Source organism: Planctomycetia bacterium (assembly GCA_015075745.1).
Lineage (GTDB): Bacteria > Planctomycetota > Phycisphaerae > UBA1845 > UTPLA1 > UTPLA1.
In genome coordinates, this window is record JABTTW010000001.1 from 2,867,574 (window position 1) to 2,888,779 (window position 21,206).

A 21,206-nucleotide genomic window follows, 5' to 3' on the forward strand; every position below is an offset into this window, starting at 1 on the left:
TCCTGACATGCAACACTGCATCGACGCGCAATCTGCCATAATCCTTGTTTCTCCCCACGAACCACTTTCCCCCCAACGTTGCCAACTTTCTCACTCGCGGCATCCTCACACGAATCGTGGCAACCTCACCCACCAATGGCATCTTCACGCGCAGGGTAGCATGGGCCTCCGGCCCGTGCGAAACGAACTGACCTCAAAAAAAACCTCATCTTCCCCCGCACAGGGTAGCATGGGCCTCCGGCCCGTGCGAAACGAACTCACCTCAAAAAAAACCTCATCTTCCCCCGCACAGGGTAGCATGGGCCTCCGGCCCGTGCGTACCGAATGACCAAGTGCCCCCGGTTTCCCCGCTAACCCCCAAACATCCGCAACAGCTCTCGCATCCTCGCCAGATGATAATCGTCGTGGTCCGCCGTAAACCGGCACATATCCACCAGCCGCATGCGCACCTTCAGTCGCGGATGCTCGCTCGTCCGCGCAAAGTCCCCGTCCGCCAGCCGCTCCAGCCGCGCCACAAACGTCCCGCGCTCCCGCCGAAAATCGCCGAGCACCTCGTCGATCGCCCGCTCGTTGTGCCCCGCCTGGTTCGTCGCCCGGTTGCTCATGTCCGCCGCCCGCAAGGTCGACGCACCCGCGAGATAGTCGTCGATCCGCCCGCTGTGCAGCGCGTCGAGATCGAGCAGGTGCCCGACGTTCTCCTGAATCGACCACGTCCCCTCGCGCTCCCGCCGCCGCAATACCCCGACGCCCACCCCGCGAACCAGCTCTTCAATCCGCGCCGGTGTCCCGCGCAGTCGCTCCAGCACGTCGGGAAACACCTCCACTGGCCCGTCGAAGGTCCACGTCCGATCGATCCATTTCAGTTTCGTGCCCATCACCTCGCCTCCCGCGCTCGCGCCTCAGCCCCGCCGCTTACGGATGATAGAACACCTCGCGCACCACCTTGCCGTCGCGCCACGTCTGAAGCGAGACCTGCCGCTGCACCATCCGGCTGTCGCCCTTCGGCGTAAAATCGAGGACCCACTCAATCGCCGCCTTGTCCCCGTCCACCAGGATGTTGCCGACGCTCGCCGCGTGGAATGTCACGTTGTTCACGAACTGTTCCTCATACGTCCGGTTGACGGCCTTTCCGGCCCGCTCGTTCGTCCCGTTCTCGCTCATCACCACGTCATCGCCGTAGTACCGGTCAAACGTCTCCAGGATCTTCCCCGCCAGGATGCCGTCAATCACCGCCTGTACGTTCTCTCGCGTGCTCATCGCAATGCCTCCGATTGTCCAACAACCATTCCATGCGTCCGATTGTCCGGCACAATCAAAAACCTCAATCCCGGACCGGTATGCCCTCGATGCTCGACTTCCCAATCAGCTTCGTCACCGTCAGCGCGCCCGGCCCCGTGAACGCCAGCCCCGTCACCACCACGGCAAGCGTCAGCGCATACTCCATGCCGTGATTCTGAAGACTGAACGCGTCGCCATGTACGGCGAAGACCGCCACGAACATGGTGAACGCCAGCGGCACAGCCAGTAGCCGCATCGCAAAGCCCGTCAGAATCGCCAGCCCGCCGAAAAACTCCGCCGAACCCGCCGCCACCGCGCTCGCCGTCGGCAACGGTAAGCCCATCTGCTCCATGAATCCCGCCGTCCCGCTGATCCCGTGCCCGCCGAAGAGCCCGAACAACTTCTGCGATCCGTGATACACAAACACCACCGCGATGATCGCCCGAATCAGCAGCAGCCCGATGTCCTGTGCCGTCGTTGCATTCTTTGTGGTTTGCGACGAGTCCATGTTCGTGTCCTCTCTTTCTGGTTTGTCTCAAAAAAATCAGCCCGGCCGTCCGTTCAATCCCGCGCGTCCGAAGCCGGCCCGTGCCGCGCCTCGAACAGCAGCTTGTTCAGCATCGCCAGCTTCCGCGCCCCCATGTGTCCCATCGTGGCCTTGTGCATCTCAAGTACCGGCTTGTCCAGTTCCCTCAGCACCTGCTGACCCTGCGGCGTCAGTTGAACCCACACCACCCGCCGGTCATCACGGCATCGCTCGCGCTTCACCAGCCCCGTCGTCTCCAGTCGGTCGATCAGCCGCGTGATGTCCGGCTGTCGGCTGATCATCTGCTCCGCGATCTTCCGCGTCGGCGCCCGCCCGTGCCCCCGCACGATCCGCAGCACGTTGTACTGCGGCGCCGACAAATCCCGTCCCTTCAAAAGCCGCTCGAACGCCGCCAGCACATGGTCGTACGTCCTCGCAACATTCAGGAACGCCTCCTGCTCCGGCAGGTCGAACGGCCTCCGCTTGCCGATCTCCACCGCCAGATTTGCCGGTCGTATCTTAGCTGGCTTCATGCCCAAAATATATGTTACAACGCCTATTGTGGCAACAGCAAAATGGCCCGGCCGGGAACTCTCTCCCTAACTCCTGATTCCCGCCCGAGTTCCCGCCGCCCCACCCCCGTCTGATCCAACGGTGGGGGGCCTCATCGCAAAACGCCGCCCCGCCCCCGCCCTCGCTTGACGCCGATCCCCGCCACTCGGATACTCATGCCGTAACGAGAACGCTCGCACTCGACGAACTTACAGCAAGGAGACGGTCATTATGCTTCCAGGAATCGGTGGTTTAGGCGGCGCAGGCGGACTTCTTCCGATCTACGCCATTATGTTTGTCATCAATCTCATCATCCAGCTCTTCAGCGGCGGCCTCGGCGGCGGCCTCGGCGACATTTTCGGCATGCCGGCGGCCATGTAATCGGCCCCAGTATCGCCCCTCGCAGGATTGATCCCGAAATGCTCCCCCTCCCATGAATCTCCGCGCGCATCGTCCGGCCCCGCGCATTTATGCATCTCGCTAATCGAATTCCCCGTTGCGCGGATCGCCAAACGCGTCGTACGCCAGTTCGATCGCAAACAACCGCGACGGATCGACCTGCACGCTCCGCGTCTTGAGGTCCTCAATCACCGGCTCGATCGCGTGCCGCAGCTTCGCCAAAAAACCCGGGATGTCCAGCCCCATGAAAACCTCTGGCAATCCCTCGAACAGTTCCGCCGACGAAACATAAACCTGTCGCACCCCGACCGCCCGCCCGCGACGCAGCAGCTCCAGCGTCACCGCCGCCTGAATGATCGCCCGGTAGAACCGCTCCCGCCGATGATCGCGCACCCGGTTCCAGACTTCCTCCCACGTATCGTGCGCCTCGAAGAATTGCCCCTCGTTAAACAGCCGAACCCCTTCGAGCCAGATGCGGCGCTCCTCGTCTCGCGGAAATTCGTCCAGCGGCATATCAATGGGTTACTTGTGCGCGAGCAACTTGTCCAGCGCCGGCCCTGCCCCGCGCCGCCACGGCATCGGAATCAGCATCGGCGTCCGCGCCCGATACTGCTGATACGCCTCGCCGAGCAGCTTCGACAAATCGCGCTCCTCGTATTGAATCCCGATCAAGATGTACCCCGTCATCGCCGCCGCAAATAGCAGCCGCCCCTGCGTCATCGTCGGCGCAGCCCAGAACGCAATCAGAAACCCGAGCATCAGCGGATTGCGCACCATCCGGTACAGCATCGGCTGCCGGAATTCCGGATGCGTATAGGCCTTCCCGCGAAACTGCAGCCAAACCTGTCGCAGCCCGAACAGGTCAAAATGATCGATCAGAAAACTCGAATAAAGCACCAGCCCCAACCCGCCCAGCGAAATCACCAACAGCGCCGTCCGCGCGCTCGATTGCTCAACCTCCCACACCACCTCCGGCATCGCCCGCCACTGCCAGAACATCAGCATGAGAATAAGGCTGGTTACCAGGACAAACGTGCTCCGCTCCGCCGGCACAGGCACAATCGATGTGAACCACCGCTTAAACCCCGGCCGCGACATGATCGTATGCTGCACCGCGAACAGCCCGATCAACCCCAGGTTCGTCGCAACCGCAATCCCCATCGGCCCGCCCGGTCCGTCGTCAATGTCGCGCGGAACGACCAGCCCCTCCACAAACCCCGCCAGATAAACAAACGTCCCGAAGAATACGAGATAACAGGCTAAGCCATACCCAAAAATGGCCATGTAACGCACCCTCAGACTCTCGCCAATTAGATGTGCCGCCGACCCGTCAGGTTTCAGCGATCGCTCTCGAATTTCGCCGACTTGATCGCCGCCTCAATCTGCGCCGGAATGACCGACTCCACCCGGTCCGCCGCCGCCGGATAAACCCCGAACACCGTTCGGTCCCTCCGTATGACCACCAGCGTCGGATAGCTCTCGACCTTGAACAACTGCCCGATCGCGTTCGTCGGGTCGTGCGCGTACGAAGCCGAGACGTTCAGCACGTTCATCGCCTTGTCGCACTCCGCCTTCGATAGCGACGCGCCCACCGTCTGATTGACGTGAATAAACTTCACACCCTTGGCCGCATAAGCCTCCGCCGCCGCCTCGATGATCGGGATCTGCGCCTTGCTCGCCGACTCATCGACCGCCACGAAGTTCAGCACCGTCGCCCCATACCCCGACGCGTCGTCGCGCTTGAACGTCCGCCCGCTCCCCAGGTCCAGCGTAAAATCCGGCGCCGTCCTGCCGACCGACTCCGGCTGGGCCTTCTCAACCTGCAACTTGCCCTGAGGGCTGTCCGCCAGCGAGCGACCGGTCAGCAGAATGTCCAGGCTCTTCGTGACCCGCTCGACGAAGTCGTCCTCGTTGCCCTCGAAAAACCCCTCAATGACGCCCGCCTTGTTCACGATCACCAGCGTCGGATAGATCAGCAGCTTGAACGACCGGCCCACCTCATTCCCCAGGTCGAAGCACAACTCCGACCTCATCTCCGCGTCCTGCATGATCTCCACCTGGCGATCCTGCGTCACGTCGGTGAACTCGCTCTTCTCGCAGACATTCACGAATCGAATGCCCCGGTCGCCGTAGCTCCGCCGGATCGCCTCGAACTTCTTCAACTGCTCGTGATTGTGCCGGTCACCCGGCGCGAAGAAGTTCAGCAGCGTCAGCGCACTGCTCAGGTCCCTGTTGCCGATCCCCACGCCCTCCATCGTCGTCAGGTCAAACCGCGGCGCCTTCCGACCGACCAGCTTGTCAATCGTCAGTTCCTTCCCACTCTCGTCCACCGCCGGCAACTGGCCCTCCACTGGCGCCCGCCGAACGGGAATCCGAATCGTCGGAAAGAAATTGTCGTCCGTCGTGATCGTCAGCGTCTTGCCCATCTCCGGCAGCACGTACTTCGGCGGCGCCTCCAGCTTGATGCGATAGGACTGGCCCTCGATCATCGGCGCCGTCGTCACCTTGATCTCCGTATCGTCGATCGTGACATCCTTCATCCGCACCGGCCGATCGCCGTTGTTCGTAAATAAGAGGACACTGGAAAAGCCCGACGTCGGCGATTTCAACTTGGCCGGGTCCCACATCACAAACGTCGGGATCACCTCCAGCCGCGGCGGCACATACGCAAACACCCTCACCGGCAGCTCCGGCTGCGCCTCCAGCGTTGTGTAAAGCAGCGCCATCGACTCCAGCCGCCCCTGCACCAGCGGCGTCTTCGTCTTCACATCGAGCCGATACTCAACCCCCGGCTTCACCTCGACCAGCTTGAAGGTGTAAAGCTCGTCCTCATCGCTCACCAGCGAGACTTCAAACTTCTCCTCGGTCTTGTTGAGAATCTGCACCGACGTCTCGCGCGCCTTGCCGTCGATGATCTTCCCAAACCCCGCGAATGTCGGATTCAGCTCGACCGGCGCGCTGCAACTGCCCGTCATGCGCAGCGTCAGCCGGGCCATCGCAGGATCGTTGGAAAGCACCGTCGCCGTGCGAACGAACGACCCCTCGATCTTTCGCGCATCAACCGCCAGCTTCAGCGGGATCGACTTGCCCGCCTCGATCACCGGCGGATAGTCCCCGTCCTGATAGCAGCCCGCGTCGAAGTCGATCCGGCCGATGACCAGATCGGCGTCCCCGGTATTGCGCAGGGTGAAGGTGTGCCGAAGCTGCAAACCGGTAAAAGTCTTGCCGAAGTCCTGCGAGGTCGAGTCCGCCTTGATCGCCGGGGCCGCGGCCGCCGGCCCGCCCAGCGCCAGGCTGCTCGCCCCGATCAAAACCACTGCCGTCAGCCGTATGCCTGTGAGAAACCGAGAGCCATCCATCGTGACGAACCCCATGAGCGAAGTCATTGGTCAATCGTTACTTAGCTCTCATAGTTTTAGCCCAGATCGGCCCGAATCGCCACTTCATCGCGCCCGCCGGCTTCGCCCCGCGCCGGGCACACCGCCGCGCCGGCCTTGCCAAACTGGTTGTCGGGCGTCGCGCCGCGCCGGCCTCGCCAAACTGGCTGTCGAGCGCCGCGCCGGCCTCGTGCGTGCGGTGCATGACGCCTAATCGGGAAACTGCCCCGGCGTTGCACCCGCCTCGATGATGCTGCACGCCAGGATCGGCTCCAGCCCCAGCTCCCGCGCCTTGGCCACCAGCTCGTCGCTCTCCGCGCCGGGGTTCACGAAAAACTCCTCCGGCTTGGCGGCGGCGATCGCCGGCAGCGTGGTCAGTCCCACGGCAGGCGGCAGGTACACCGTTACCCGATCGATTTTCTCGCCGATCTGATCCACCGAGGTATAGGCGGGCAGCCCCTCGATCTGCCTGCCCCTGGGGTTCACCGGAAAGACCCTCCAGCCCTGGCGAAGATACGCCCGAATGGCCTTGTTGCTGAACTTTCTGCGATCGGCCGATGCGCCGAGGACAACCACGGTCTTGGCCATGTCAGAATCCTCCGATGGAGCCTTGATAGGAACGCCAACTCGTGCGGGATTATAGACCCTCCCGCCGCCGCGACCGGGTAGCATAGGCTTCCAGCCTGTGCGTATTCCAGATTTAACACGATTGCAGCGTCGCCCGCCGGGTAGCATAGGCTTCCAGCCTGTGCGAAACGCCTCACAAATCGCGCCGGGTAGCTTCCAGCCTGTGCGAAACGCCTCACAAATCGCGCCGGGTAGCTTCCAGCCTGTGCGAACCCCCCCCAATCGCGCCGGGTAGCATAGGCTTCCAGCCTGTGCGAAACGAATAGAGAATCGCCGGGCGTTTGCCGCCGAGATCGCGCGGTGGTCGAAGGTGACATACGGTGACACACGGGATTTTTTTCGATTGCAACTCGCGTGGCGGGCGTGTGTTGGGGCGGTTCGCAACTTGGGTGGTTTTTGGGGGAAACGTCGAAACGTCGGAATTGGGGAAGCTGCGCTCCGGGGACTGTGGAGCGGGGTTTGTGGCGCGGAGGGCTTGAGTTCGACTGCGATGGCGGCGCACCGGGGCGGCGGCGCGAGGGGAGCGCGGCGGGTGATGGGGGCGATGGGCGGGTGGTTTGCGGTTTTTGACTTCATGATCGGTTGGTCCTCCAGGAGTTAACACTTGCTCATTGTTCTCGGGGTGGGGCGTGAAACCGGTGCGCCGAAGAGTGTTGGCGTTGTCGTCGCCAAACGGCAAGCCGCTTCGGGGATCGCGCGGGGAGCAGGTGCGCATCGCGCGGGGCGGCGGAAGGGGATCGCGCGGGGAGCAGGTGCGCATCGCGCGGGGAGTAGGTGGATATTTCGCGTGGAGGAAGTCGGAATCGCGCGGTAGAGCAGAGGGGAATTGCGCGGGGTGGAGATTTTTTGAATGGCGGAAGATTTTTTTTGGGTGCCAACGGTTGACTGTTACAGGACATGGCGGAAACACGCGGGAAATCGGCTGATTTTTGAGTTGCTCGCGGGCGACTGTGTGCTAAGTATTGGATCGGAGCGACAGTGATGTGACACTCGCTTCAAAGGGAGGCACCGGTTATGTCCGATCCACTATTTCGCCGACGCGAGTTGCCGACGGCGGTTGAGAAGAAGCTGCCGCGCGCGGAGCGACGGCGGCTCGACGAGGTTTTGCGGGCCGGGGACGGCGCTTCTTATCGCGAGATTTACGCTCAGTTCAAGCTTGGCGATCGAGGGGTCAGCTACTCGTCGTTTTATCGCTATGGGGCGCGGCGACGGGCGGTGGCGCGGATTGCGGATCTGGCGGGGGAGGATGGGGCTGAGCTTGCGTGCGCCGACGGTGGGATGAGGACCGGCCGGACTGAAGTCCGGGGCTCGTCGGTGGAGACGCCTGAGGGCTTGTTGGATGGGCTCGATGTTGAAGCAATTGTCAGCAAGCGGACCGAGTTCGACGACATCCGCCTCGAGCACGTCGCCGCGCGGTACGTCTGCAAGTACATGATCGGCCTCATCCACAGCGGCAAGGCAAGTGCTCGCCAGATCGAGCGTCTGGCCAACGCCTACAGCAAAACCGCCAGCGTGCAGATCAACCGCGACCGCATCAATGCGAACATTGAGCACCAGCGCGAGCGCATCGAGATCGCCCACAAGTCGCTGCAGATTCGCGCCGAGGCCGTGGCAGCGCGTGCGAAAGACGCCAAGCCCGACGGCGCAAAGAGCAAATCGAGCCCGCACCCCGACGCGCCGACCGCCGACGCGCCGTGGGGGCGCAAAGCCGATGGCACTCCGACGACGCGCGAAGAATTCCTCACACGGCTCGATCAGGCCGTCGCCGACATCTACGGCCTCGACCTCAAGTACGGCCCCAAGCCGATCATCAAACGCTTCCCCGGCGATCACCTGCCGCCCGATCAGCGCACCCCGGAGAACATCGCCGCCGGCCAGCGCGGATTGCTCCCGCACGAGCTCGAGGGCGAGCGCAAGGCGAAGGAGGACCGCGTGCGCCGCGCCGAGTTCGACGCCAAACGCGACGCCGAAGAAGCGGCGAGCAAAGCCAATGAGGCCGCGCGCTTCGCCGAAGAGGCCCAGCGCCGCCGCGAGGAATTCGAGCGGCAGGTCGCGCGCGGGGCCGCGGCGGCCGAAGCGAATAAACCGGCCGCATCGCGCGATTCGGAAACGCCCCTCGCATCACCCGGGGAGAATGAGCCGGTCACATCACCCGGCGCGGAAGATTCGCCCGCATCGCCCGGCGAGAATGAGTCGGTCACATCTACCAACTCCGCCAAGCACCATCCCGACCCGATTCTCGCGTGCCACAATGGCGGCACTCTTAATCTGGCGGGGGAATGTGCGAAGGAGTCGAGTGCCGACGGTGGGATGAGAACCGCCCGGACTGAAGTCCGGGGCTCGTCGGCGGAGACGGTGGGCCGAGCCCACCCTACGGGCAGCGAGGCCCCGAAGCCATCCGGCACCGAGGCCCAGCGCCAGGCCAAACTCCGCGCCGATCGCCGCGCCGAATGGGAAGAAAAGCATAAAAAGGAATTTCCGGCCCCTCAAAAGTGCGAGCGGCCCGACACCCTCGACGACCTGCTCAAACCCAAAGACCGCACCTGCGACCTGCCCAACTTCTGCGTCGACTGGAAGCACAAGTGAGGATTCAGCGGTTTACCGGATGAGTGGACGACGCTCCACGGGCGATGCGTTGCGGCCCGCTTCCTGACGGGAGCGGCTCTGATCGATCGCGGGCGCGCGTCCTCGCCCGAGGCCCCGTCGTAATCCACCTTCTCGTGGGGCTCTTGCGACAGATCGCCGTCAAGCCTCATCGGCGACGGGCTCTGCTGATGAGGCCGATCGCCAGTGCGAGACCCACCGCCGGAAGGACGCCCGGGGCGCAGGCGCCGCAGGCGGCGTTCGGGAGCAGTGGGGGCGCGATGACGGCGGCGCAGGCGTCGATGACGCCGTCGCCGTCGGAGTCGGTCTCGCATTCGTCGGGGATGCCATTGGTGTTGCAGTCGGCGCTGGCGGCGTCGGCGATGTCCTGGCCGTCGCCGATGCCGTTGGCGTTGCAGTCGGGAAAGGCGAAGCGCGTCGTGAGCATATCAAAGTCGGTGCCGATGGCGCCGCCCACGTTTTCGTTTGATTCCCAGGCGATGACCCAGTTTCCCCGACCGTCGGCAGCCGTCCATGCGAAATAGTCGTCTCCGGTATCGGTATTGGCGTTGGCGTTGAGCGGGACGGGATTGGTCCAGGTCGCCCCGTTGTCGGCGCTGTGGGCAATGAAGATGTCGTACTCGGCGCCGACCGTTCCGCCCGCGGCGTTGTCGCCATCCCAAACGGCGATCCAGCTCCCCATTTTGTCCGTGGACAGGTGGGGGATCTCGTCAGCGCCGAGATCGCCGGCGGCGTTGTTGTTGAGCGGCATCGGATCGGTCCAGGTGGCGCCGTTGTCCGTGCTTCGCGTGAACTGAATGTCGCCTTCGGTACCGGTGACGCCGCCGAGGTTCTCGCTAGAGGTCCAGGCAACCAGCCAGACGCCCTGGCCATCGGCCGCGATGGTGAGATCACCGCCTCCGTCTGTGTCGGTTGCGGCGTTGGTGTTGAGGACCGCGGGCGGCGTCCACGAAGCGCCGTTGTCGGTGCTGCGGGCAAAGAAGAAGTCATTGTCGGCGCCGATGACGCCGCCCAGATTCTCATTGGATCGCCAGACAACCAGCCAGTTTCCCTGGCCGTCGTTGCCAATCACAGGATCTTCGTCACTCCCGGTGTCGGTCGTCGCGTTGGTGTTGAGGGGTACCGGAGGTGTCCACGTTACGCCGGCGTTATTGCTTGTGGCGACGAATATGTCGGTATCGGAGCCCGGTCCGGTCATGTTGATTTGCGACCGCCAGACGGCGACCCAGTGTCCCTGGGAATCGGTGGAAATCTGGGGACTGGAGTCAGATACGGCGTCGATTGCCGCATTTGTGTTGAGCGGAGCGGGCAATGACCACGTCGCGCCATTGTTTGTGCTGCGAGCGTAGAGAATGTCGGCGTCGGTACCGATGGCGCCTCCGAGATTGGTGGTTGATCTCCAGACGACGATCCAGGTGCCGAGCGAATCCGTGAAAATCGCCGCCTGTGTGTCTTCACCGAGGGAATCGCTTGCGGCATTGATGTTGAGGGGCTCGGGTGTGGTCCACGATGCGCCGTTGTTCTCACTTCGGGCGAAGAGGATGTCGGAGTCCATGCCGATGGTTCCGCCGAGGGTGTCGTTGGACTCCCAGATGGCGACCCAGTGGCCCTGTCCGTCGGTGGCGATGTGAGGAATGTGGTCGCTGCCTGAGTCGCCGACGGCGTTTGAGTTGAGGGCGATGGGGTCGGGAAAGATCGTCGGAAAGTCGGCCATCGACCGGGTGGAGAAGATCGACAGGACGGCCAGTAACGGTAGGAAGAGTCGATTAGAGGACATGGGCGGAAACCTCCATTTATCTCACATCACGTGGGATCGACGGCGCCAACCAACCGTTTGCGCGGCGCTTACGCGATTCGTTTCCGAGGGAAATATGCGTCGGTGCGTTGAGCCGAACATCAGGAAAAAGCTGACCTATTCAGAGGCCGCCGGATTTCGGGAATTCGTTGGGGAGCAGGAAAAAGACTAACCCGCAGGGAAGGGAATTGGGTGTCATTGACGGTGCGTTTTCACGGCCTTGCGGGCTGGTGACGCCACGGGATGCGTGTTGTGAAGCGGTCGATTGACGCCCGATGCAGGGGGCTTTCGCATGTTCGATGGTGCGGTGATGTGGAACAGCGAAAAAGGAGCGACTTCGATGTCGAATGGCAGACGGATTCATTTGGTTCGACCGGCTTCGATGATGCTGGCAAGCGGACTTGCGATCGGGCTTTATGTCGCGTGCGGGACGCAGACGCCGGGCGGAAATCTGCAGGGGCCTCCCGGGGCCCTGGGGTTGCCCGGGCCGGTGGGTCCGATGGGAGAAGCTGGTCCGGCGGGGCCGGCGGGCGTGGATGGCGCGTCGCTGGTATATGGGAATGGTTCGGCGGGGGCGCGGACGATCGCAGTCGATGAGGACTGGCAGGACACGCCGCCGACGAATCTGATGTTTACCGATTTTACGGTGAATGCGGGGGTGACGCTGGACGTTCCGAGTGGGACGGTCATCCGATGCAGCGGTACATTCACCAATGATGGAACAATCCTGGTTCGCTTTTCGGGTGCAAGTGGCGGCAATCCTGCAGGAAATCCGTCCGGGATGATTCAACCAGAAATCGCATTGCCTCATCCGGGCGTCGCGCGCGGAGGGGCCGGTATTCCTGAGTTCGGAGATGACACGCAGTTTCGATTGGGGGGCAGCGGCGGCTCGGGTCTTTTGAGTATGCAGGGAAGATTTCTACTGCACCCGGGGACATTTGGCGGGGGCGGTGGGTTTGGGACATTCGCATTTGGCGGCGGCGGCGGTGGAGAGGCATTCAGCGTGCTTGCCCGAACAGCGATCGTGAACGGCGATACCGGGACGATTCAAGCGGACGGGTCCGCCGGACTTCAAGGGAGCGGCGGCGGCGGCGGAGGCATCATCATTCTTGCCTCGATGGGGAGCGTGACCAACAACGGAACTTTGTCGGTCAAGGGTGGAGACGGCGGACCGAGCAACAACACGACGGGCCCGGGGGGCGGCGGAGGTGGAGGGATTATTAACTTTCTAGCGCCGGTGATTAGTCACGGACCTGGTGCGATGGAATTGGTGAACGGCGGCGCGGCGGGCGCGGCGGTGTTTCAGTCTGTGACTGCGACGTTTCGATGGGGCGGCGGTGGCGGCGGCGCGTGCCGTGGGAATGGCGGGAGCGGTGGGCATTTGGACGCGGGGACGCCGGTGACGCCGGAAGACGCGGAGGCTGGAGAGGCGGGGGAGGTTTATGAGTGCGTTTACGACCCCACTCCACTCTTATGAGTGTGTGTGATCTCTCACGAGCGCTACGTCCTGTTTTTTTTCAGCCTTTAGCCAAATGTTGTTGGGCTGGTGTAGTGCCTCGACATATTGGTCGCTTTTTGTGGGAAGATCGGCGTTGTAACGCACGGGCCAGAGGCCCATGCTACCCATTGTCGGAATCAACTCTCATTCAGCGGCACTCATCTAGAGCCTTTCGCGGAGGTATTCGACGACTCGGGACTTGTCGATGCGCTCCTGCGAGCCGGTGTCGCGGTCGCGGACTGTTACGGTGCCGTCTTCTTTGGTTTGGCCGTCGATGGTGAAGCAGTAGGGGGTGCCGGCTTCGTCCATTCGGGCGTAGCGTTTGCCGATGGACTGCTTGGGGTCGTAGGTGACGGGGCCGAGTTTTTTGAGGTCGCGGAAGATGGGGTCGGCGATTTCGGGGAGGCCGTCCTTGTTGACGAGGGGGAAGACGGCGGCCTTGATGGGGGCGAGGCGGGGGTGGAACTTCATGAGCTCGGGCGAGGGGCGCGATTCGTCGACGGTGTAGGCCTCGCAGATGAAGGCGAGGGTGCTGCGGTCGGCGCCGGCGGAGGGCTCGATGACGGTGGGGAGGAAGCGCTCCTTCTTTTCGTCGTCGAAGTAGGACAAGTCCTTGCCGCTGGCCGTCTGGTGGGCGGTGAGGTCGAAGCAACCGCGGTGGGCGACGCCTTCCAATTCCTGGGGCTCGTCGGCGAAGGGGAAGAAATACTCGATGTCGGTGCAGGCCTTGGAGTAGTGTGCCAGCTCTTTGGCATCCTGATTGCGGGGCTTGAGGTTTTCGCCGGCGAGGCCGAGTGACTTGTACCAGTTGATGCGGACGTCGCGCCACCACTCCCACCACTTCATGGCGTCGGCGTCGTGGCAGAAGAACTCGATCTCCATCTGCTCGAACTCGCGGGAGCGGAAGGTGTAGTTGCGGGGGTTGATCTCGTTGCGGAAGGCCTTGCCGACCTGGGCGATGCCGAAGGGGACTTTGACGCGCGTGGAGTCGCAGACGTTTTTGAAGTTGGCGAAGATGCCCTGTGCGGTTTCGGGGCGGAGCCAGACTTTGTTGGCTTCGTCCTGGATGGCGCCGGCGAAGGTTTCGAACATGAGGTTGAACTGGCGGGGTTCGGTGAGTGTTCCCGCCTTTTCTGTATCAGGTCCGACGACATCGCGAAGTTCATTGATATCGTAACCTGAGATCGGATTTACCATCCAAGCTTCTTGGCTAATGATCTTTTCAGACATTCCCAGCGATTTTGCTAGGTGTTTAAGTAGTTTCCTCCGAGCGTGTGATTCGCCTTCCTCGTCGCCCACTTGAAATGCAAACGAAATCTTTCCTCCTTGCTTCCTCGCATCAAGGACAGCAACTTGGTCTGCACGATATCTTTTCTTTGATTCTGTGCAATCGATCATCGGATCGGCGAAGCCGGTGGCGTGGCCGGAGGCGACCCAGACTTTGGGGTTCATGATGATGGAGCAGTCGACGCCGACCATGGAGACTTCGCGTCCGTCGGGGCCGATGGGGGGGTTGCGGACCATGTCCTGCCACCAGGCTTCCTTGATGTTTCGCTTGAGCTCGACGCCGAGGGGGCCGTAGTCCCAGAAGCCGTTGATGCCGCCGTAGATTTCGGATGATTGGAAGATGAAGCCGCGCCTCTTGCAGAGGGCGACGATTTTTTCCATTCTTGGTGCGTCTTTGGGCATTAAGCCGTTCACTTTCTGATGCAAGTTGTAGATCAGTTCTGCGTTGATGTAACGATGCCGTTGTCAGAGTATGCGTACGAATGCTGATAATTTGAGATCCTATAGACCCATTGTCTATGCATCCCACGTCGCGTTCGCGTTTCGTGTATCGTAGTAGGCTGACCCCATGCTGCTGGAATCATCAATTCAGGGCCGCCAATCCTTACTTTTCGCTCGTCAATCAAATCAAGATCCTCGGCGGTAAATAGATTTCGTCGCACAATCTCAGCTTTCATTTTCTTAGTTCGACCATACAACGGAGTGCCATACGCCTTACAAAGATCATAATCTTTAACATCCTTGATTTTTTCTTCGTCCAATGAGGCAATATGAAGGACATTGCCTTCGCATCCGCAGGCAAACAGCGTTGCAACCAGCATTGTGATGAATCGGACGCACAAAAGTACACTCGTCGTCGAAAGCAGATTGTCCGAATGTCCAACGACTTCAAACTTCGCCTGTGATTGATGGCACATGAGCATAATTTCTCTTGCCCCGAGTCAATTATCTATTCCTCTACAGTTCGGGAGCCCCTAGGCTGAGGCGGCGAGCCTTCTGGTGCGTTCGTCGAGCGCGTTAATGGCGTCTTGAATCAGATCGACTTCTGACGGCTCGAAGTAGGCCTCGCCGCACTGACCGCAAACCCAAGCCGGGACGTGATCGAGGATAAGATGGTAATCCTCTCGATCCACCTGGAAGGGCGCATGGCCTCGGACCATTTTCCCGCGACAATGCAAGCAAGTCATGGATGCCTCCTGGATTTGTGATCGGCGTCCCATTCGGAGTCGCCCGGTAATTCGCCATGATAGGGCAGAACGGAATATCGCAAAACCGGGGGCGATTTGGATTTGGGGTGAATACGCACGAGCCGGAGGCTCATGCTACCCGGGGGGTGCGAATCTGATCGGCTTATTGTCGCAGGACGGCGGTGGGCGCATATAATTGCGGGCATCTGGACCAGCGCATTTAGGAAGGAGTCAGCCATGAATCAAGAGCGGGCAATTCGCCACTATGTATCCATATTGAGTGTCGCGGTGCTGATGACGGGGTGCGGGCGGCCGACGGCGACGTATCCGACGTCGGAATCGCAGACGCCGCTGTTTAGCGGAATGGGCAGTCATGGGCGCATCGTGTCGACGGATGTGGAACTGGCGCAGAAGTATTTCGATCAGGGGCTGACCTGGGCGTACGCGTTCAATCACGACGAGGCGATCAAGTCGTTTCGCGAGGCGGCGCGACTCGATCCGAAATGCGCGATGGCGTACTGGGGGATCGCGCTGTGCAACGGGCCGCACATCAACAATCCGGTGATGACGCCGGAGCAGTCGAAGGCGGCGTGGGAGGCGATTGAGAAGGCGACGGCGCTGATCGGGCATGCGAGTGAGACGGAGGCGGCGCTGATCGGGGCGCTGACCAAGCGGTATGCGAAGGAGGCGCCGGAAGATCGGAGGGAGCTGGATGAGGCGTATGCGGCGGCGATGGAGGAGGTTTATGCGTCCAACAAGGAGGACACCGACATCGCATGTTTGTATGCCGAGTCGCTGATGGATTTGCAGCCGTGGGACCTTTGGGCGGCGGACGGCGCTGCGAAGGGACGGACGAACGAGATACTGGCGGTGCTGGAGGGCGTGATGGAGCGCGACTCCAAGCATCCGGGGGCGTGTCATCTTTACATTCACGCGGTGGAGGCATCGCCGGGGCCGGAGCGGGCGAATGCGGCGGCGGACGTGCTGCGCAGGGGCGTGCCGATCTCGGGGCATCTGGTGCACATGCCGTCGCACATCGATGTTCAGACGGGCCGTTGGGCGATGGCGTCGGATCAGAATGTGGCGGCGATCAAGGCGGACATAGCGTATCGCAAGGTTTCGCCGAAGCAGGGCTTTAACAGCGTATACATGGCGCACAATCATCACTTTCTGGCGTTTTCATCGATGATGGAGGGACGGCGAAACGCGGCGCTGGCGGCGGCGAAGGAGATGATCGCGGGCGTGCCGCCGGAATTTCTGAATGAGCAGCCGCAATTCATCGATCCGTTCATGATGATCGTGCACGACGTTCACAAGCGGTTTGGCGAATGGGATGCGATTTTGAAATTGCCTGAACCGGACGCGAGATTGCCGGTGACGGTGGCGATGCACTATTTTTCGCGCGGGATCGCGTATGCGGCGAAGGGGGATACGGGTACGGCGCGGCAGGAGCAGGGGAAGTTCCGTGAGGCGGTGAAGCGCGTGCCTGAGGACCGGGTGTTGATGATCAACCCGGCGCACAAGGTGCTGGCGGTTGCGGAGCATATGCTGGAGGGGGAGATCGCTTTTCACGAGGGGAAGATTGAAGAGTCGGTGTCGACGTTGCGGCAGGGCATCGAGATTGAGGACACGCTTCTGTACATGGAGCCGCCGGAGTGGATTCAGTCGATTCGTCACACGCTGGGCGCGGTGCTGGTGCATGAGAAGCGGTTTGCCGAGGCGGAAGCGGTTTATCGGCAGGACCTGAGGAACTGGCCGGAGAATCCGTGGTCGCTGTTGGGATTGGCGAAGAGCCTCGGCGGGCAGGGCAAGACGGCGGAGGCGGATGAGGCGCAGAAGCGATTTGAGAAGGCGTGGGCGCGGGCGGATGTGAAGATCGCTTCGAGCTGTCTGTGCGTGCCGGGGCAGTGACCTGCCAATGTCTTGTCGGGCCAGCGGCGGCGCGGTCGTCGCGAGTGATGTCTTAATGCCACGTCTTTTTTGACTGGACGACGCGCGCGATGTCCATCGGGGACGCGTCGTTGTAATCCGCAAGGTCTCCCTAATTGCCTCGGGACCGAGAAAAAGCAGCCGGCACTTCAGTCCTTCGCGATTTGAGCCGGTTGCTTTCGGGGTCTGCGGTCCGGCACTCCTCCTGCCCATCAGAACTTCCGGAGAGAGGCACCGACCGTGACCCGGACGGGGTAGAATCGTGAGAGGGAGGGGAGTCCGATGATGATTGCCGCAGCCGATTTCTTGACAAACGAGTTTCGCAAGCGAGCGAAGATCTTTGTGCTGACGCTGTTTACCTATGCGGCGTTGTGTTAGGCGGCGCGGCAGGTCCCATTCGCTGGTGACCGTGCGAATCCGGTCGTTTGACACGCGATTACCCACGCATCCGCCGCTCATGGTTCAAGTCTGGCCGAAATAGGACCTTCCCGCCGGTTTTAGCGCAAATCTCGAACAGTCACCCGATCGGGTGAATCTCAGGTAAAAGCTCGAAAACGCTTGTGTCCGACGGTGCGTTTGCTGTCAGATACTCCGTGGAGCAGGAACTTTTTCCGCCGGATGCTGCTGCGTGGGAGCGTCCCGGAAATGGAAGCAACAGCGCTCAGTCATGGAGTAGGGAAATGAATCGTTTCATCTTGAACGCGATGGTTCTGTCACTGCTGGCGGTTTCGGCGCCGGCGATGGCTGACCTCATCATCGATGCCGGCGAGCCGACGATGACGCGGCATTTTGAGTTTGGCGCGACGAGCACGGGGAGCCCACGTGCAGCGGGCGATCCGTACTCCAACATCGATACTTTTTCGGGGTCGGGTGTGGCGAACGGCGGCGCGGCCACGGTGTCGGGCCTGCTGACGACGCGATATCTCGCGGACGATTTGAATCCCGGTCTGGCATACGCGGGCGTGGGGATTACTCGGTTTGACTGGTGCGTCGCGAACTTCAACGCGAGTGCGACGACGGCGCGGATGCGGGTTCGCTTTCACCAGGACGACATTGGCGCGGGGCCTGGTACTTACACGACGGGATTCAGCTTTACGGCCACGGCCATTCCGGTGGGCGTATCTTGCTTCTTCTTCGACAATGTGAATCCGTTCATGACCATCCCCGCGAACGGCAGGCTTTGGGCGGGCATCACCTTTGACAACTCCGGCGCGGCCGGGGCCACGGCTGCTTTGTATAACAACCTGGGAATGGGTCTCTTCGATCCGCCGACACAGGGCACGAGTCTGGACAAAGACTTCCTGACAACGGCCGCCAGCGTCGGCAATGTCCAGAATCCGGTTGGATCGGTTCGAACGTCACCGTACGCTCCGCTGAATGCCAACCACGGCTGGCGGCTTGTGCCGGAGCCTTCGAGCATCAGCCTGCTGGCCGTTGGGGCACTCGCACTCATCCGGCGACGCCGATAGGATTGGTTTAGCTGCTCGCTCGCAATCGTTATATCGTGCGTCAAACAGGAGAGACGTCGCCCCGCGCGACGTCTCTTTTTTTTTTGTGATCGCCAATGAATGAGTCGGCGCCTGGCGGAGGACGTGCTGATCACGGCGAGCGCCGGCGGGGGAGAATCGATCAGGGCTTGCGGCTCCGACCGCGGGCGGCGGCGGCCCTCATGCCGATGGGGCAGGCCTTCACGCAGGCTTCGCAGAGGCCCATGATGGCGAAGCGGTGCGAGAGGGAGTGGAACTTGTGGGCGGCGGCGATGAGGGTTCGCAGGCGGGTGACCTCGGCGGCGTCGAACTCGATGATGCGGCCGCAGCGGCGGCAGACCATGTGGTCGTGCGGGTCCTGGCCGTAGGTGTGCTCGTAGTGGACCTGCTTGTTTGAGAAATGCACCTCTTTGACGATTCCGCAGGCGACGAGGAGCTTGAGGGAGCGGTAGATGGTCGCCTTGCCGACGCGGGGGCCGGTCTGGCGCATGTCGAGGAGGAGTTGCTCGGCCTCGAAATGCTCGTCGGTCTTCATGACGGCGCGGAGGATGTCGCGGCGCTCGACGGTGTACTTGAGGCCGCGGTCGCGGAGGTATTCGCGGAAGACGTGCTCGGCGGTCTCTATGACGTTGTCGCTGACGGCTCGGGCCATGATCGGGCTCTTTTCGTGCTTGAGGGAGGACGTTTGCAGCGGGCATGCTGACGCCCTGCGTCAATCTATCGCGCGCGGTGGAGAATGTCCAAGTTGACCGGCCTGCTTGGGACGCGGGGCGAGGGGGCCTACAATTCGACTGATGGCCGAACAGGACGAACAATTGAACGAGATGGATCCACATGACCGGCGGCGGTTCTTCCGGGCGGGGCTTTCCCGGCTGCTGAGGCCGGTGGCGGGATTCATTGAGAAGAAGCTGCCGATCTTGCCGTATGCGGGCGAGCGGATGCTTCGACCGCCGGGGGCGATTGAGGAGCGGGACTTTCTGGAGACGTGCTTTCGGTGCGGGTCATGCGTGGATGCGTGCCCGGCGAATTCGATCGTGGCGATTGCGTCTTCGGACGAGCGGCTGAACGGAACGCCGCAGGTCGACCCAGCGGTTCAGGCGTGCGTGATCTGCGACGAGCTGGCGTGCATGAAGGCGTGCCCGAGCGGGGCGTTGAAGCTGGTGGACCGGTTTGAGATTCGGATGGGGCTGGCGGTGGTGGATTACGAGGTGTGCGTTCGAACGGCGGGGGAGGATTGCCGGATTTGCGTGGAGCGCTGCCCGTTGGGTGAGACGGCGATTGGGATTGATGATGAGGGACGGGTCGTCGTTGTCGATCCGGGGGCGACGGGTCGCGGGTGCACGGGGTGCGGGGTTTGCGAGCAGTATTGTCCGACGAGGCCGATGCGGGCGATTCGGATTGATGCTGTTTAAGGCACGCCGGTTGATACTACGATCAGTATGTTGCGTTTGAGGACTGTTCCGCCGGGAGTTAATTTCGTCAGACAGCGCTCCGTCGCCCCATTCGGGGCTCAGTGAATCCGGCCTCACGCCATCCCACGGGCTGGCGCCCGTGGCTACGTTCCTGTGCCCCTACCGGGGCATACGAGTCAAAGCCTGAGAACACCCAGGGCGCAGAACTTAGTTCCATCGTTCGGCGACGATTCACACCAAGAGCAACTTAATGGAACCTGACTAGAGCGTTTTGCGCTTTTCTGTAGCGACTCCGCAGTGCGTGAAGTAGCCCAATGCATCTGAGGGGCTGATCGCGGCGATGGCCTTTGCCATTCCGGTGCATAGTTCCTCAAAGTTTCTGGCGGCCGCGGTGCGCAGAATCTGTTTGGCCTTTGACCACATCATCTCGATCGGGTTGAAGTCGGGCGAGTACGGGGGCAGGAATGCCACGTGCGCGCCGACGGCAGCGATGGCTTCGTGTGCACCGACGGCCTGATGAGATGCCAGATTGTCCATGACCACAATGTCGCCGGGCTGCAGGGCCGGAGCCAGAACCTGGCGGACGTATTCGGTGAATGAGGCGCTGTCGATGGCACCGGACAAGATCATCGGGGCAATGGCGCCGCGAAGGCGCAATCCGCAGAGCATGGTCGTGGTTTGCCATCGTCCATAAGGGGCGTGGGCTTTGACCCGCTGACCGCGCAGCGCTCGGCCGCGCAGGCGCGTCAGATTGGTCTTCGCTGAACTTTCGTCAATGAATACAAGGCGATCGGGATCGAGGCCTCCTAATTGCCGACGCCAGTGTTCACGCTGAATTCTCACATCCGGGCGGTTCTGCTCATCCGCGAAGAGCGACTTTTTTTTAGCGACAGCTTCATCTTGCGGAGCGAGCGGCAGAGATGTCCCAGGGTGATCTTCAGGCCCAGCCGGTCGCGGAGTTCCGCCAACGTCGCATCAGGTTGCGCCTCCACCAGCTTGCGGAGTCGCTCTTTCCGAGATTCATTTAGTCGGGGGATCGGTCCCGTGCGATGCGGAAGCGGCGCGATCGTCCCCAACTCGCGACGCCGCTGCTTGAGTCGTCGAACCCAGGCTGGCGACACATCGAACGACTTTGCAACCGGAGTAGTCCCGTGCCCGGCATCGCACGCTGCCAGCACCCGCCTGCGCAAATCCATCGAATAGGCTTCCATGCCAAAGTACTCCTTTGGCAATGAGCCTAACCCCTAG

Annotated in this window: 21 protein-coding genes; 6 read left to right on the plus strand and 15 right to left on the minus strand. The window is 61.8% G+C overall.

The genetic code is table 11. From position 1 onward, the window contains the following. Positions 1-350: 350 nt before the first annotated feature. The 4 genes from HS101_11350 to HS101_11365 form a co-directional block, all read right to left on the minus strand. Positions 351-875 carry a DinB family protein gene (locus HS101_11350; GenBank protein MBE7506861.1) on the minus strand — a complete coding sequence of 175 codons (525 nt, stop codon included), beginning with the start codon at positions 873-875 and terminating at the stop codon, positions 351-353. Positions 876-912: 37 nt separating this feature from the next. Further along, entirely contained in the window at positions 913-1,257 is a 345-nt protein-coding gene (locus HS101_11355; protein ID MBE7506862.1) for a nuclear transport factor 2 family protein, read from the minus strand. 64 nt (positions 1,258-1,321) lie between these two features. Then, positions 1,322-1,786, minus strand: coding sequence for a DoxX family protein (locus HS101_11360; GenBank protein ID MBE7506863.1), 465 nt, complete (start codon positions 1,784-1,786; stop codon positions 1,322-1,324). A 53-nt stretch (positions 1,787-1,839) separates the two neighbouring features. Beyond that, positions 1,840-2,337, minus strand: coding sequence for a MarR family transcriptional regulator (locus HS101_11365; protein ID MBE7506864.1), 498 nt, complete (start codon positions 2,335-2,337; stop codon positions 1,840-1,842). A 250-nt stretch (positions 2,338-2,587) separates the two neighbouring features. Here HS101_11365 and HS101_11370 point away from each other — a divergent pair, with 250 nt between their 5' ends. After that, positions 2,588-2,737: a hypothetical protein gene (locus tag HS101_11370; protein MBE7506865.1), complete on the plus strand. Its 150-nt coding sequence runs from the start codon at positions 2,588-2,590 to the stop codon at positions 2,735-2,737. 99 nt (positions 2,738-2,836) lie between these two features. Here HS101_11370 and HS101_11375 read toward each other — a convergent pair whose 3' ends face one another. The 4 genes from HS101_11375 to HS101_11390 form a co-directional block, all read right to left on the minus strand. Then, the gene (locus tag HS101_11375) at positions 2,837-3,268 is read right to left on the minus strand and encodes a DUF309 domain-containing protein (GenBank protein MBE7506866.1); all 432 of its coding nucleotides are present in this window, start codon (positions 3,266-3,268) and stop codon (positions 2,837-2,839) included. Positions 3,269-3,277: 9 nt separating this feature from the next. Then, complete coding sequence (locus HS101_11380; GenBank protein MBE7506867.1) at positions 3,278-4,039, minus strand: isoprenylcysteine carboxylmethyltransferase family protein; 762 nt, start codon at positions 4,037-4,039, stop codon at positions 3,278-3,280. 53 nt (positions 4,040-4,092) lie between these two features. After that, positions 4,093-6,141, minus strand: coding sequence for a redoxin domain-containing protein (locus tag HS101_11385; GenBank protein ID MBE7506868.1), 2,049 nt, complete (start codon positions 6,139-6,141; stop codon positions 4,093-4,095). Positions 6,142-6,342: 201 nt separating this feature from the next. After that, positions 6,343-6,720: a CoA-binding protein gene (locus HS101_11390; protein ID MBE7506869.1), complete on the minus strand. Its 378-nt coding sequence runs from the start codon at positions 6,718-6,720 to the stop codon at positions 6,343-6,345. Between the two features lie 1,053 nt (positions 6,721-7,773). Between HS101_11390 and HS101_11395 the strand changes: the two genes are divergently transcribed. After that, positions 7,774-9,345 carry a hypothetical protein gene (locus HS101_11395; GenBank protein MBE7506870.1) on the plus strand — a complete coding sequence of 524 codons (1,572 nt, stop codon included), beginning with the start codon at positions 7,774-7,776 and terminating at the stop codon, positions 9,343-9,345. Between the two features lie 166 nt (positions 9,346-9,511). Here the strand turns inward: HS101_11395 and HS101_11400 are convergent, their stop codons facing one another. Further along, positions 9,512-11,140: an exo-alpha-sialidase gene (locus tag HS101_11400; protein ID MBE7506871.1), complete on the minus strand. Its 1,629-nt coding sequence runs from the start codon at positions 11,138-11,140 to the stop codon at positions 9,512-9,514. Between the two features lie 358 nt (positions 11,141-11,498). Between HS101_11400 and HS101_11405 the strand changes: the two genes are divergently transcribed. After that, positions 11,499-12,635, plus strand: coding sequence for a hypothetical protein (locus HS101_11405; protein ID MBE7506872.1), 1,137 nt, complete (start codon positions 11,499-11,501; stop codon positions 12,633-12,635). Positions 12,636-12,818: 183 nt separating this feature from the next. Here HS101_11405 and HS101_11410 read toward each other — a convergent pair whose 3' ends face one another. The 3 genes from HS101_11410 to HS101_11420 form a co-directional block, all read right to left on the minus strand. After that, a complete protein-coding gene (locus HS101_11410; GenBank protein MBE7506873.1) occupies positions 12,819-14,324 on the minus strand; it encodes a glycine--tRNA ligase in 1,506 nt (501 codons plus the stop codon). Positions 14,325-14,377: 53 nt separating this feature from the next. Next, on the minus strand, positions 14,378-14,764 hold the full coding sequence (locus HS101_11415; GenBank protein ID MBE7506874.1) for a hypothetical protein: 387 nt from the start codon (positions 14,762-14,764) through the stop codon (positions 14,378-14,380). A gap of 153 nt (positions 14,765-14,917) precedes the next feature. Then, positions 14,918-15,130 carry a YgiT-type zinc finger protein gene (locus HS101_11420; protein MBE7506875.1) on the minus strand — a complete coding sequence of 71 codons (213 nt, stop codon included), beginning with the start codon at positions 15,128-15,130 and terminating at the stop codon, positions 14,918-14,920. 237 nt (positions 15,131-15,367) lie between these two features. Between HS101_11420 and HS101_11425 the strand changes: the two genes are divergently transcribed. Together HS101_11425 and HS101_11430 are read left to right on the plus strand one after the other, a co-directional pair. Further along, entirely contained in the window at positions 15,368-17,041 is a 1,674-nt protein-coding gene (locus HS101_11425; protein MBE7506876.1) for a hypothetical protein, read from the plus strand. Positions 17,042-17,739: 698 nt separating this feature from the next. Further along, on the plus strand, positions 17,740-18,528 hold the full coding sequence (locus HS101_11430; GenBank protein MBE7506877.1) for a PEP-CTERM sorting domain-containing protein: 789 nt from the start codon (positions 17,740-17,742) through the stop codon (positions 18,526-18,528). Between the two features lie 160 nt (positions 18,529-18,688). On the opposite strand, the gene HS101_11435 is transcribed toward HS101_11430, so the two are convergent. Then, positions 18,689-19,198, minus strand: coding sequence for a transcriptional repressor (locus HS101_11435; GenBank protein ID MBE7506878.1), 510 nt, complete (start codon positions 19,196-19,198; stop codon positions 18,689-18,691). Positions 19,199-19,340: 142 nt separating this feature from the next. Here HS101_11435 and HS101_11440 point away from each other — a divergent pair, with 142 nt between their 5' ends. Continuing rightward, entirely contained in the window at positions 19,341-19,958 is a 618-nt protein-coding gene (locus HS101_11440) for a 4Fe-4S dicluster domain-containing protein (GenBank protein MBE7506879.1), read from the plus strand. 261 nt (positions 19,959-20,219) lie between these two features. On the opposite strand, the gene HS101_11445 is transcribed toward HS101_11440, so the two are convergent. Both HS101_11445 and HS101_11450 read right to left on the minus strand, forming a co-directional pair. Beyond that, complete coding sequence (locus tag HS101_11445; protein ID MBE7506880.1) at positions 20,220-20,801, minus strand: IS630 family transposase; 582 nt, start codon at positions 20,799-20,801, stop codon at positions 20,220-20,222. Then, positions 20,798-21,169 (minus strand): transposase, encoded by a 372-nt coding sequence (locus tag HS101_11450; GenBank protein MBE7506881.1) that lies wholly within the window; start codon positions 21,167-21,169, stop codon positions 20,798-20,800. Before HS101_11450 ends, HS101_11445 begins: the two co-directional genes overlap by 4 nt. Between the last annotated feature and the right edge of the window lie 37 nt (positions 21,170-21,206).